Below are 14,975 nucleotides of genomic sequence, written 5' to 3'. Positions count from 1 at the left end.
AGAAGCGGGACACCCATGCCGGACAACGACAAGCTCCTCGAATACCTCAGGCGTGCCACCGCGGACCTGGGGGACGCCAGGCGCCGCCTGCGCGAGGCGGAGGACGCCCGCCACGAACCCGTCGCGATCGTCGCCATGAGCTGCCGCTACCCCGGCGGCGCCGACACCCCCGAACGGCTGTGGGACCTCGTCGACAGCGGCACCGACGCCATCACCGAATGGCCCACCGGCCGCGGCTGGGACACCGAGGCGCTCTACCACCCGGATCCCGACCACCCCGGCACCTCCGCCACCCGGCACGGCGGATTCCTGCACGACGCCGCCGACTTCGACGCGGGCTTCTTCGGCATCTCCCCGCGCGAGGCCCTCGCCATGGACCCGCAGCAGCGCCTCGTCCTGGAGACCGCCTGGGAGGCCGTCGAACGCGCGGCCATCGACCCGGCCACGCTGCGCTCCACGCGCACCGGCGTGTTCCTCGGCGCGATGCGCAACGACTACGGCAGCACCTCCCGCGGCATCCCCGAACTCCAGGGTCTCCTCGACACCGGCACGGCCACCAGCGTCGTCTCCGGCCGCGTCGCCTACACCCTGGGCCTCCAGGGCCCCGCGATCAGTGTCGACACCGCCTGCTCGTCGTCCCTGGTCGCCCTGCACCTCGCGGTCCGTTCGCTGCGCGCCGGCGAGTGCTCCCTCGCCCTCGCGGGCGGCGTCGCGGTGATGGCGACACCGGACCCGTTCGTCGCCTTCAGCCGCCAGCGCGCCCTGTCCGCCGACGGGCGCTGCAAGGCGTTCGCGGCCACCGCCGACGGCACCGGCTGGTCCGAGGGCGCCGGCATCGTCGTCCTGGAGCGCCTCGCGGACGCCCGCCGGGCCGGCCACCGGGTGCTCGCCGTCATCCGCGGCACCGCCGTCAACCAGGACGGCGCGAGCAACGGCCTGACCGCGCCCAACGGCCCGGCCCAGGAACGCGTCATCGCCGACGCCCTCGCCGACGCCCGGCTCGCGCCCGGCGACATCGACGCCGTCGAGGCGCACGGCACCGGCACCCGTCTCGGCGACCCCATCGAGGCGCAGGCCCTGCTGGCCGCGTACGGGCAGCAGCGGGACGCCGGACGACCGCTATGGATCGGCTCGCTGAAGTCGAACATCGGCCACACCTCGGGCGCGGCCGGCGTCGGCGGCGTCATCAAGATGGTGATGGCCCTGCGCCACGGCCGGCTGCCCCGCACCCTGCACGTCGACGAGCCGACCCCGTTCGTCGACTGGTCGCGGGGCGCCGTCCGCGTCCTCACCGAGTCCCGCCCCTGGGACGCGCCGGGGCGGCCGCGCCGGGCCGGAGTGTCCGCCTTCGGCGTGAGCGGCACCAACGCCCACCTCGTCCTGGAGGAGGACACCGCCGCGCAGGACACCGCGCAGACGCCCACCGCGCCGGGGGCCGTGCCCGCCGCGGGCCCGCTGCCGTGGGTGCTCTCCGCCCGCGACGAGGACGCCCTGCGCGCCCAGGCCGCGCGCCTGCTCGGACACGTCGGAGCGGCGGGGGACACGGCCGGGGAGGCCCCGGCCACGGACGGCGCCATCGGCCGGGCCCTGGCGACCACGAGGTCCGCCTTCGAACACCGGGCCGCCGTGGTGGCGGACGACCGCGCCGGGTTCGTCGAGGAGCTGACCGCGCTCGCCGCGGGCACCCCGTCCCCGCGCCTCGTGCGGGGCAGCACCGGGCCCGTCGGCAAGACGGTGTTCGTCTTCCCCGGGCAGGGCTCGCAGTGGCCGGGCATGGCGGTCGGTCTGCTGGACGCACAGCCCGTGTTCGCCGACCGGATGGCCGCGTGCGAGCGGGCTCTCGCGCCGTACGTGGACTGGTCGCTGGAGGAGGTGCTGCGCGGCACCGGCGGCGCGCCGTCCCTGGAGCGCGTCGACGTGGTGCAGCCCGCCCTGTTCGCGGTGATGGTGTCGCTGGCGGCGCTGTGGCGTGCGCACGGGATCGAACCGGACGCCGTGGTCGGGCACTCCCAGGGAGAGATAGCCGCCGCCTGCGTGGCGGGCGCGCTGTCCCTGGACGACGCGGCCAAGGTCGTCGCGCTGCGCAGCCAGGCGCTCGGGGACATCGCGGGGCGCGGCGGCATGGCGTCCGTGCCGCTGCCCGCCGCCGACCTCGGCCCGCACCTGGCGCCGTGGGGCGGCCGGCTGTCCGTCGCGGCCGTCAACGGGCCCTCGGCCACGGTGCTCTCGGGAGACCCGGAGGCGATCGAAGGCGTCGTCGCCGCCCTCGTCGCGCAGGACGTACGGGCCCGCGTCATCCCCGTCGACTACGCCTCGCACTCCGCGCACGTCGAGGAGATCGAGGAACGGCTGCGCACCGTGCTCGCGGACATCACACCGCGCGCCGCGGAGGTGCCGTTCCACTCCACGGTCGACGCCGGCCGGGTGCCGGACACGACGGTCCTCGACTCCGGGTACTGGTACCGCAACCTGCGGCGGACCGTGCGCTTCGAGGAAACCGTCCGCGGCCTGCTCGACGCCGGCCACGGCTTCTTCATCGAGGTCAGTGCCCACCCGGTGCTCACCCTGGGCGTGGAGCAGACCGCCGAGTCCGCGGGCGTCGAACGGCCCGCCGCCGTGCTCGGCACCCTGCGCCGCGACGACGGCGGCCCGCACCGCTTCCTGCTCGCCCTCGGCGAGGCCCACACCCGCGGCCTGTCCCCAAACTGGTCCCGCGTGTTCGACGGCCACGACACCGCGGCTGCACTGCCCACGTACGCGTTCCGGCGGCGCCGGTACTGGCTGGAGTCGCCGGCCACGACGACCGTGCCGGAGGCGCCCACCGATCCCGTGGAGGACCGTTTCTGGGAGGCCGTCCGCACCGGCGACCTGCCCGAGCTGACCGCCACCCTCGGAGTCGGACCCGAGGAACCGCTCAGCGCCGTCCTGCCCGCGCTCACCGCCTGGCGCGAGCGCCGCGCCGCACTCGCCACCGTCGAGTCCTGGCGCTACCGGCCCGCTTGGCAGCCCCTGCCCGAGCCCGCCACCGCCCGCCTGTCGGGCACCTGGCTCGTCCTGCTGCCCGCCGCGCCCGCCGGGGACACCTGGCACTCCGCCTGCGTACGCGCCCTGGAGGACAACGGGGCCACCGTGACCACCGTCGTCCTCGACGCACCCGACACCGCACGCGGCCCGCTCGCCGTCCGGCTCACCGAGGCCCTGGCGGACACCGCGCCCACGGGCGTCCTGTCGCTCCTGGCCACCGACGAACGACCGCACCCGCGCCGGCCGTCGGTGCCCGTCGGCGCCGCCCTGAACCTCGCCCTGGTGCAGGCACTCGGCGACGCCGGGCTCGCCGCGCCGCTGTGGTGGGCCACGCGCGGCGCCGTCGCCGTCGGCCCCGCCGACGCGGCCGTCAGCCCCGCCCAGCACGTGAGCTGGGGCCTCGGCCGGTGCGCCGCCCTGGAACACCCGCGCCGCTGGGGCGGTCTCGTCGACCTGCCGCCGGAGCCGGACGCGCGGTCCGCGGCCCGGCTGTGCGCGGTGCTCGCCGCGCCCGGCGACGAGGACCAGCTCGCCGTGCGCGGCGCGGGCGTCCACGGCCGCCGGCTCGTCCGCGCCCCGCTCGGCGCCACCGCGCCCCGCCGTACCTGGACCCCGCGCGGCACCACACTGATCACCGGCGGCACCGGCGGCCTCGGCGCGTACATCGCCCGCTGGCTGGCCCGGGAGGGCGCCGAACACCTCGTCCTCGTCAGCCGCCGCGGCCCCGAGGCACCCGGAGCCGACGCACTCGTCCGGGAGATCACCGCCCTGGGCGCCCGCGCCACGGTCGCCGCCTGCGACATCACCGACCCCGACGCGCTCGCCGCGCTCGTCGCCGGCCTGACGGCGGACGGCTGCGAGATCCGCGCCGTGCTGCACGCGGCCGCCGGCGGCTCGCTCGTGGCACTCGACGACACCGATCTGGACGAGTTCGCCGACACCCTGCACGCCAAGGCGCTGGGCGCCGCCCACCTGGACGCGCTGTTCGACCGGGACACCCTCGACGCCTTCGTGCTGTTCTCCTCCATATCCGGTGTGTGGGGCAGCGCGATCCACGGCGCGTACGCCGCCGCCAACGCCCACCTCGACGCGCTCGCCGAGAACCGCCGGGCCCGGGGCCTGACCGCCACCTCCGTCGTGTGGGGCATCTGGAGCCCCGAGGACGGCGGCGGCATGGCCGCGCACCTCGCCGAGGACCAACTGCGCGCCCAGGGCGTGGTGTTCATGCCGCCCGCCACCTGTGTCGCCGCCCTCAAGCAGATCCTCGACCACGACGAGACCCTCACCCTGGTCGCCGACATCGACTGGGACCGGTTCGCCACCGTCTTCACCACCGGCAGGCCGAGCCCCTTCATCGGCGGCGTCCCCGAGGCCCGCGCCGCCCTGGAGTCGGACACCGCCCCGGCCCCCGCCGACGCGGACCCGGCCACCGGGAGCCTGCGCGACCGGCTGCGCGACCTGACCGGGCCCGAGCGCGCACGCGTCCTGACCGACCTCGTGCGCACCGAGGCCGCGGCCGTCCTCGGCCACGACACCGAGGACTCCATAGCGCCCGACCGTGCCTTCCGCGACCTCGGCTTCGACTCGCTGACCGCCGTGGAGATGCGCAACCGGCTCACCGCGGCGACCGGTCTGCGCCTGCCCGTCACCGTCGTCTTCGACTACTCCTCACCCGGCGCCCTCGCCCGTCACCTGCGCACCGAGCTCCTGGGCGACCGGGCCGCCCCGGACGCCGCCCCGGTGGTGCGCGCCGTCGCGGCCGACGACGACCCGGTCGTCGTGGTCTCCATGAGCTGCCGCTACCCGGGCGGCGTCGACACCCCCGAGGAACTGTGGCGGCTCGTCGCCGAAGGCCGCGACGCGGTCGCCGGACTCCCCGCCGACCGCGGCTGGGACCTGGACGCGCTCTACGACGCCGACCCCGACCGGCCCGGCACCAGCTACGCGGCGGCGGGCGGCTTCGTGTACGACGCGGGCCGCTTCGACGCGGACTTCTTCGGCATCTCGCCGCGCGAGGCCCTCGCCATGGACCCGCAGCAGCGGCTCCTGCTGGAGACCTCCTGGGAAGTCCTGGAGCGGGCCGGCCTCGACCCGCGCACCCTGCGCGGCAGCCGCACCGGCGTCTTCGCGGGCGCCGCCTACCAGGGCTACGGCGGCAGCATGGACGAGGTCCCCGAGGAACTCGAAGGTCTCTTCGTCGCCGGCATCTCCACCAGCGTCCTGTCCGGCCGCGTCGCCTACACCCTCGGCCTCCAGGGCCCGGCGGTGACCGTGGACACGGCCTGCTCGTCCTCGCTGGTCGCCGTGCACCTGGCCGCGCAGGCGCTGCGGAACGGCGACTGCGCCCTCGCCCTCGCCGGCGGTGTCACCGTGATCGGCTCGCCGCTCACCTTCACCGGCTTCAGCCGGCAGCGCGGGCTCGCCGCCGACGGCCGCTGCAAGTCCTTCGCGGCGGCGGCCGACGGCTTCGGCATGGCCGAGGGCGCCGGGCTGCTGCTCCTGGAGCGGCTCAGCGACGCCCGGCGCCTGGGCCACCCCGTGCTCGCCGTCCTGCGCGGCTCCGCCGTCAACCAGGACGGCGCGAGCAACGGACTGACCGCGCCCAGCGGCCTCGCCCAGCAGCGCGTGATCGGCGAGGCCCTCGCCGCCGCCGGTCTCACCGCCGCCGACGTCGACGCCGTGGAGGCCCACGGCACCGGCACCACCCTCGGCGACCCCATCGAGGCACAGGCCATCCTCGCCACCTACGGTCAGGACCGTGACGTACCCCTCCACCTGGGCTCGCTGAAGTCCAACATCGGGCACAGCCAGGCCGCCGCCGGTGTCGCGGGCATCATCAAGATGGTCCTGGCGATGCGCCACGCGGTGCTTCCGGCGACCCTGCACGTGGACGCGCCCTCCCCGAACGTCGACTGGTCGGCGGGAGCCGTCTCGCTGCTCACCGAGGCCGTGCCCTGGCCCGCGAACGGGCACCCGCGGCGCGCCGGGATCTCCTCCTTCGGCCTGAGCGGCACCAACGCCCACGTCATCGTCGAACAGCCGCCCGCCGAGGAGGAGTCCACCGCGACCGGGACCGACGGCGAGACCGGAACCGCGGACGTGGACGTGCCGTGGGTCCTCTCCGCGCGGACCGCCGAGGCGCTCCGGGAGCAGGCCGCGCGGCTGCGCGCCCACGTCACCGGCCGGCCCGGCCTGCTCCCCGCCGACGTCGGGTACTCCCTCGCCACCACGCGCACCGCCTTCGAGCACCGCGCCGCCGTCGTCGGCCGCGACCGGGACACCCTGCTCGCCGCGCTCGACACCCTCGTCGACGGCCGCACCGGCCCCGGCGCCGTGCGCGGCACCGCCGCCCAGGACACCCGGGCCGTGTTCGTGTTCCCCGGTCAGGGGTCGCAGTGGCCGGGGATGGCGCGTGAGCTGCTGGATGCGTCGCCGGTGTTCGCGGCCGGGATCGCGGAGTGTGCCGTGGCGCTGGCTCCGTATACGGACTGGTCGCTGGCGGAGGTGCTGCGGTCGGGTGCGGGGCTGGAGCGGGTGGATGTGGTGCAGCCGGTGCTGTTCGCGGTGATGGTGTCGTTGGCGCGGGTGTGGCGGTCGTACGGGGTCGAGCCCGCGGCGGTGGTCGGGCATTCGCAGGGGGAGATCGCCGCCGCGTGTGTGGCCGGGGCGCTGTGCCTGGAGGACGCCGCCCGCGTCGTCGCCCTGCGCAGCAAGGCGCTGGTGGCGCTGACCGGCCGGGGCGGCATGCTCTACATCCCGCTGCCCGCCGAGACCGTCGAAGCCCGGCTCGCGCCCTGGGCGGACCGCCTGGACATCGCCGCCGTCAACGGGCCCACGACGGTGACCGTCTCAGGCGACCCCGCCGCCCTGGAGGAACTGCACGGCGCGCTCGCCGACGACGGCGTACTGTGCTGGCCCCTCCCCGGCGTCGACTTCGCCGGACACTCGCCGCAGGTCGACGAGATCCACGACGAACTGCGCACCCTCCTCGCCGGAATCACCCCGCGCCCGTCCCGCGTGCCCTTCTACTCGACCGTCACCGGCGGCGCGCTCGACACCTCCGGACTCGACGCCGCGTACTGGTACCGCAACCTGCGCGAGCCCGTCGCCTTCCGCCGGGCCCTGGACGCCCTCCTCGCCGACGGGCACCGCCTGTTCGTCGAGACCAGCACCCACCCCGCGCTCACCGTATGGATCCGGGAAGCCCTGGAGGCGGCCGGCGGCACCGGTGGCGTCGTGGGCACCCTGCACCGGGACGAGGGCGGCCGCACCCGCGTCCTCACCTCGCTCGCGGAACTCCACACCCTCGGGCACCCGGTGGACTGGGACGCGGTCTTCGACGGCACGGGAGCCCGCCGCCGCGAGCTGCCCACGTACGCCTTCCAGCGCCGCCACTACTGGATGGAGCCCTCGCCCGGGACCGGGACCGCGGACGGGACCCGGGGCGGTGCCAGTCCCGTCGACCAGGAGTTCTGGGACGCCGTGACCGGACAGGACCCGGACGCCCTCGCCGACCGCCTGCGCGTCGTGGACGACGACGTGCGCGCGGCCGTGAACACGGTGACGCCCGTGTTCTCCGACTGGCTGCGCGACCGCCGGAGCCAGTCCGTGCTGGACTCCTGGCGCCACCGCGTCACCTTCAAGCCCCTCACTCCGCACAGGAGTTCCGGCCTCACCGGCACCACCTGGTGGCTCGTGGCACCCGAGGCCGCCGCCGAGGACCCGGCCGTCGCCGCCTGCCTCCAGACCCTGCGCGAGCACGGCGCCCACCCCGTCCTGCTGCACCTCGGCACCGGGGACGCCGGAGACGGCGGGCGCGGCCCCCTCGCCGGCCGTCTGCGCGCCCTCGCCGAGGAGTCCCCGGCCGACGGCGTGCTCTCCCTGCTGGCCCTCGACGAGTCCCCGTACGCCGACGGCACCGCCCTGCCCACGGGCCTCGCCCTCACCACCGCGCTGCTCCAGACGCTCGGCGACGCCGACGTACGGGCGCCGCTGTGGTGCGCGACCCGGGGCGCGGTCGCCGTGGGCCGCTCCGACCGCCTCGGCGCCCCCCTGCAAGCCTTGCTCTGGGGTCTGGGCGGGGTCGCCGCCGTCGAGTACCCCGAGCGCTGGGGCGGCCTCGTCGACCTGCCCGGACGGCTCGACGAGCGCACCCGGGGCAGGCTCGCCGCCGTCCTTGCGCACCCGGACGGCGAGGACCAGCTCGCCGTGCGCGCCCCGGGGGTCTTCGGACGGCGCCTCGCCCACGCCGGACCGCGGCGGGCGCCCGACGGCACCGGCTGGACACCGGACGGCACCGTCCTCGTCACCGGTGCCACCGGAGGGCTCGGCGCCCGCGTCGCCCGCAGGCTCGCCCACAGCGGCGGCGCGCACCTGCTGCTCACCAGCCGCGGCGGCCCGGACGCCCCCGGCGCCGCGGCGCTCGCCGCCGAACTCGACGCCGCAGGCGCGGAGTTCACCATCGCGGCCTGTGACGCCGCCGACCGCGACGACCTCGCCCGGCTCCTCGACGGCATCCCCGCCAAGCAGCCCCTGCGCGCCGTGTTCCACGCCGCGGGCGTCCTGGACGACGGCGTCCTCGACACCCTCACCCCCGAGCGCGCCGCCGGGGTGCTGCGTCCCAAGACGGACGCCGCACTCCATCTCGACGAACTCACCGCGGACGCGGACCTGACGGCCTTCGTGCTGTTCTCCTCGCTGGCCGGGACCCTCGGCGGCACCGGACAGGGCAGCTACGCCGCCGCCAACGCCTTCCTCGACGCCCTCGCCCAGGCCCGCCGCGACCGCGGCCTGCCCGCCACCTCCGTGGCCTGGGGCCTGTGGGGCGGCGACAGTCTGGCCGCGGGCGCCACCGGCGAACGCCTCGTCCGCGACGGCCTGCCCGCGATGGACCCGGAACGCGCCGTCGACGCCCTGTGGCAGGCCCTGGGCGACGACGAGACCCGCCTGATCGTCTCCGACTTCGCCTGGGACCGCTTCGTCCGCGCCTACACCGCGCTGCGGCCCAGCGCCCTGATCGGCGACCTCCCCGAGGTGCGCCGCGCCCTCGCCGAGCAGGCTGCCGCGCCCGGCGGGGAAGAGGACGGCCTCGCCGCCCGGCTCGCCGGACTGTCCGCGGCCGAACGCACCGAGGAACTGGCGGCCCTGGTGCGGGCGTGCGCCGCCGGCGTCCTCGGCCACGACGACCCCGCCGCGATCGAACCGGAGCGGGCGTTCAAGGACCTCGGCTTCGACTCGCTGACCGCCGTCGAGCTGCGCAACCGCCTCGCCGAGGCCACCGGCCTGCGCCTGCCCGTCACCCTCGTCTTCGACCACCCGACCACCACCGCGCTCGTCGGGCACCTGCACGCGGAGCTGCCCGGCGCTCCGGAGCCCACCGCCGCCCCCGCCCCCGCGCCCCGCGCCGTCCTGGACGACGACCCGGTCGCGATCGTCGCGATGAGCTGCCGTTTCCCCGGCGGCGTCACCAGCCCCGAGGAGTTCTGGCAGCTCCTGGCCGACGGCACCGACGCCATCTCCGGTTTCCCCACCGACCGCGGCTGGGACCTGGCGGGCCTCTACGACCCCGACCCGGACAAGGCCGGCCGCACCTACGCCCGCGAAGGCGGATTCCTCTACGACGCCGACCACTTCGACCCCGCCTTCTTCGGCATGTCACCCCGCGAGGCCCTCACCGTCGACCCACAGCAACGCCTCCTGCTGGAAACCGCCTGGGAGGCGTTCGAGCGGGCGGGCATCGACCCGCGGACCGTCCGGGGCGGCGACGGCGGCGTCTTCGTCGGCTCCAGCTACCGCGACTACGGCTCCCGCGTCACCGAACCGTCCGCGGAGTTCGAGGGCTACCTCGGCATCGGCAGCGCCGGCAGCGTCGCCTCCGGGCGCATCGCCTACACCTTCGGTCTGGAGGGCCCGGCCGTGACCGTGGACACGGCCTGCTCCTCCTCCCTGGTCGCCGTGCACATGGCGGCGCAGGCGCTGCGCGGCGGCGAGTGCTCCCTGGCGCTCGCGGGCGGGGTCACCGTGATGGCGACACCGGGCGCGTTCGTCGAGTTCAGCCGTCAGCGCGGCCTCGCGGCCGACGGCCGGTGCAAACCGTTCGCGGCCGCCGCCGACGGCACCGCGTGGGCGGAGGGCGCGGGCATGGTCCTCCTGGAGCGCCTGTCGGACGCCCGCCGCAACGGACACCCGGTGCTCGCGCTCGTACGGGGCTCCGCCGTCAACCAGGACGGCGCCAGCAACGGCCTCACCGCCCCGAACGGGCCCTCCCAGCAGCGCGTCATCCGGCAGGCCCTCGCCGGCGCGGGCCTGACACCCGGCGACATCGACGCCGTCGAGGCGCACGGCACCGGCACGAAACTCGGCGACCCCATCGAGGCGCAGGCCCTGCTCGCCACGTACGGACAGCGACGCCCCGCCGGACGGCCGCTGCTCGTCGGATCGCTGAAGTCCAACATCGGACACAGCCAGGCCGCCGCGGGCATCGCCGGCATCATCAAGATGGTCCTCGCCATGCGGCACGGCACACTCCCGGCGACCCTCCACGTCGACGAGCCGACGCCGTACGTGGACTGGTCCGCGGGCCAGGTCCGCGTGCTCACCGAGAACACCGCCTGGCCCGACGGCGACCGCCCGCGCCGCGCCGCCGTGTCCTCCTTCGGTGTCAGCGGCACCAACGCCCACACCATCCTGGAACACGTCCCCGACCCCCCGACGCCCGAGACGGCACCACCGGCCGCGCCCTGCCGGCCCTGGCTGCTCTCCGCCCGCGGCGAGGACGCCCTGCGCGCCCAGGCCCGCCGCCTCCTCGACCACGTCAGTGCCGACCCGTCACCCGGCTCCGACGCCGTCGCGAAGAACCTGGCCACCGGCCGCAGCACCTTCGCACACCGGGCCGTCCTCCTCGGCACCGACCGGACAGCGCTGGAGGCCGCCCTGACCGCGCTCGCCGACGGCACCGCATCGGCCGACGTGATCGCGGGCAACGCCGGACGGGGCGGCAAGACCGCTTTCCTGTTCCCCGGGCAGGGCAGCCAGCGGCTCGGCATGGGCGGCGAACTCCTGCGCCGCTTCCCGGTGTTCGCCGACGCCTTCGACGCGGTGTGCGCGGAACTCGACCCGCTCCTGGACCGGCCGCTGCGCGACGTCGTCCACGCCGCGCCGGGCAGCGACGACGCGGCACTGCTCGACACCACCGCCTACACCCAGCCCGCCCTGTTCGCCCTCGGCGTCGCCCTGCACCGGCTCGTCGCGTCGTACGGGGTGCGGCCCGACCTCGTCACCGGACACTCCGTGGGACAACTGACCGCCGCGCACGTCGCGGGCGTGCTCCCGCTCCCCGACGCCGCCGCCCTGGTGGCCGCCCGCGGCCGGCTGATGCAGGCCATGCCCCAGGGCGGCGCGATGGTCGCGCTCACCGTCCCCGAGGCGGACCTGCTGCCCCAACTGGCGGGCAGGGAGGGCGAGATAGCCGTCGCCGCCGTCAACGGGCCCGCCGCCACCGTCCTGTCCGGCGACCCGGCGGCCGTCGAGGAGATCGCCGCACACTGGCGCGCGCAGGGCGCCAAGACCCGGCGGCTCACCGTCAGCCACGCCTTCCACTCCCCGCACATGGACGGCATGCTGGCCGACTTCCGGGCCGTCGCCGAACAGGTCACCTACCACGAGCCCGACATCCCCGTCGTCTGCGACCTGACCGGCGCCCTCGCCACGGCCGCCGACCTGCGCGACCCCGGTCACTGGGTCCGCCACGTCCGCTCCACCGTCCGCTTCCACGACGCCGTACGCACCCTGGAGGCCGAGGGCGCCACCGCCCTGCTGGACCTCGGACCCGACGGAGTCCTCGCCGCGCTCGCCCAGGACTGCCTCACCGGCGCCGCCGACGACGTCGCCGCGGTGCCGCTGCTGCGCAGGGACACGCCGGAACCCGCCGCGGTGACCGCCGCTCTCGCCCGCCTGCACGTCCACGGCACCGGCGTCGACTGGGCCCCGCTGTTCGCCGACGTGCCGGACGCACACGTCACGCTGCCCACGTACGCCTTCCAGCGCTCCCGCTACTGGCTCGCGCCCACCCCGGCGGCGGCCGACCTGCCCGCCGCGGGCCTCCTGCCGTCCGCGCACCCCCTGCTCGGCGCGGGCTCCCCGCTCGCCGACACCGGCGGCTTCCTGTTCACCGGCCGGCTGTCCGTGGCCGCCCACCCCTGGCTCGCCGACCACGCCGTCCACGGCGGCGCGCTCCTGCCCGCCACGGCCTTCCTCGAACTCGCCGTCCACGCGGGCGACCGCACCGGCTGCCCGGAGGTCGACGAACTCACCCTGGAAGCACCCCTCACCCTGCCCGAGCGAGGCGCCGTCACCCTCCAGCTCACCGTCCAGGCGCCCGACGCCACCGGCGGCCGGCCCTTCGCCGTCCACGCCCGGCCCGAGCACGCCGCACCCGACGAGCCCTGGACCCGGCACGCGAGCGGCCGCCTCGGCGACGGCACACCGGCGCGGGCCGACGACCTCACCACCTGGCCGCCCCCCGGAGCCGAACCCCTGGACACCGACGGCCTCTACGAGCGCCTCGCCGACGGTGGCTTCGCCTACGGACCCGCCTTCCAGGGCCTGCGCGCCGCCTGGCGCCTGGGCACCGACGTCTACGCGGAGGCCCGCCTGCCCGAGGAGCAGCGCACGGACGCGGGCCGCTACGGACTCCACCCGGCGCTGCTCGACAGCGTGCTGCACTCGCTGGCCTTCGGCGTACTCGAAGGCAGCGACCAGGGCTGGCTGCCGTTCTCCTGGAGCGGGGTACGGCTGCACGCGTCCGGCGCGACGGCCCTGCGGCTGCGCATGACGCCCGCGGGACGCGACGCCGTCGCCCTCACGGTCGCCGATCCCACCGGGGCCCCGGTCGCCACCGCCCGGTCCCTGGTGCTGCGGCCGGTGACGGCCGAGCGGATCCAGGAGTCCCGCACGGGTGCTCACGAGGACGTCTTCCGCCTGGAGTGGCCCGTCGCCGCGCCCACCCGGCGCGTCCCGGGGTCCGTGGCCGTGCTCGGGGACGCCTTCGCCGGCCTCGCGCCGGCCCACACCGACCTCGCCGCCCTGGGCGCGGCGATCGACGCGGGCGCCGAGGTGCCCGCCTTCGTACTCACCGCCCTGCCGGACACGGACGGCGGCGCCACGGACGGCGGCGCCACGGACAGCGGTGACGGCGGCACGGTCCGGGCCGTGCACGACCTCACCGGCCATGTCCTGGACCTGGTGCGGACCTGGCTCGCCGACGCGCGGTTCGAAGGGGCGAGGCTCGCTCTCGTCACCCAGGGCGGCGTTCCCGTGGCCCCCGGCGACGACGTGCCCGCCCCGGCGCACGCCGCAGTATGGGGCCTGGTCCGCTCCGCGCAGACCGAGCACCCCGACCGGTTCGTCCTCCTCGACACCGACGGCGACCCGGCCTCACGCGCCGCCCTGACCACGGCACTCGCCACGGGCGAACCCCAGCTCGCCCTGCGCGCGGGACAGCTCCACGCCGCCCGCCTGGCCCGCGTCCCCGGCTCCCTGCCCGCGGGCGAGGCCCCTTGGGACCCCGACGGCACCGTCCTGATCACCGGCGGCACCGGCTCCCTCGGCGCCCTGGTCGCCCGCCACCTCGCGCGCGAGCACGGCGTACGGCACCTGCTGCTCATCAGCCGCAGCGGACCCGCCGCCGACGGCGCCGGCGCGCTCCTCGACGACCTGGCCGCGGCGGGCGCCGACGCCGAGATCGCCGTCTGCGACGCCGCCGACCGGGAAGCCCTGGAGAAACTGCTGGACGGTCTGGAGCATCCGCTGCGCGGTGTCGTGCACACCGCGGGCGTCATCGACGACGGAGTGGTCGCCGACATGACGCCCGAGCAGCTCCACCGCGTGCTGCGCCCGAAGGTCGACGCCGCCGTCAACCTGCACGAGCTGACCGCCGGCCTGGACCTGTCCGCGTTCGTCGTGTTCTCCTCCATCGCCGGTGTCTTCGGCGGCATGGGCCAGGCCAACTACGCGGCCGCCAACGCCTTCCTGGACGCCCTCTCCCACCGGCGGCGCGCCCGCGGCCTGCCCGGCGTCTCGCTGGCCTGGGGCCTGTGGGCCACCGGCGGCGGCATGACCGGGCACCTCGGCGCGGCCGACCTCGCCCGCATCGCCCGCGGCGGCATCGTCGCCTTCACACCGGCCGACGGCATCGCCCTCTTCGACACGGCCACCGGCCTGGACGCGCCCGCTCTCCTGCCGCTGCGCCTCGACACCGGCGTCCTCGCGGAGCAGGCCGCCACCGGCGGGGTGCCCGCCTTCCTGCGCGGACTCGTCCGCACCCCCGTACGCCGCGCCGCGGCAGGCGAAGGTCCCGGCCCCGACACCGCCGGCGCGCTGCTACAGCGTCTGACCGGACTGCCCCCGGCACAGCGCGAGCGGGCCCTCACCGAGGTGGTCCGCACCCACGCCGCGTTGGTGCTCGGCTTCTCCGACCCGATGGCCGTAGGCACCGGACTGCCGCTGCTCGACCTCGGGTTCGACTCGCTGACCGCGGTGGAGCTGCGCAACCGGCTGCGGGCCGCCACCGGCCTGCCCCTGCCCGCGACCCTGCTCTTCGACCACCCCACCGCCGCCGCGGTCGCCCGCCACCTCGCCGAGCAGATCGCCCCCGCGGACGGCACGGGCGGACCCGGCCCCGAGGTCCTCGCCGGACTCGACCGCCTGGAGGGCGCGGTGCGCGACGCCGTGCACGACGACGCGGCACGCACCGCGCTCACGGCCCGGCTCCAGGACCTCCTGGAAACCCTCCGCCCGGACTCCGGCCCCGCAGCGGACGCCGTCGAGGACCGCATGGGCTCCACCGACGACGAACTCTTCGACTTCATCGACAGCGAACTCGGCAGCCCATGACGTGACCGCCGCCGCCCGCACGCCCCCCGACCGCCCCGCGTACGAAGGTGACGATCCAC

The 14,975-nt window shown here is 76.4% G+C and carries 1 protein-coding gene; it reads left to right on the top strand.

Annotation, left to right across the window (positions count from 1 at the left end):
• Positions 1-15 precede the first annotated feature (15 nt).
• A complete protein-coding gene (locus ACH4OA_RS28765) occupies positions 16-14,916 on the top strand; it encodes a type I polyketide synthase (protein WP_397971966.1) in 14,901 nt (4,966 codons plus the stop codon).
• Positions 14,917-14,975 lie beyond the last annotated feature (59 nt).

Source organism: Streptomyces sp. NPDC017095, assembly GCF_044332325.1.
GTDB lineage: Bacteria > Actinomycetota > Actinomycetes > Streptomycetales > Streptomycetaceae > Streptomyces.
The sequence above is the reverse complement of the archived record's forward strand: the minus strand, read 5'-3'. Positions and strand labels throughout refer to the sequence as shown.

Excerpts from the sequence above, each read along its gene's own strand:
- ACH4OA_RS28765 (WP_397971966.1), top strand. The coding sequence starts at position 16 with ATGCCGGACAACGACAAGCTCCTCGAATACCTCAGGCGTGCCACCGCG.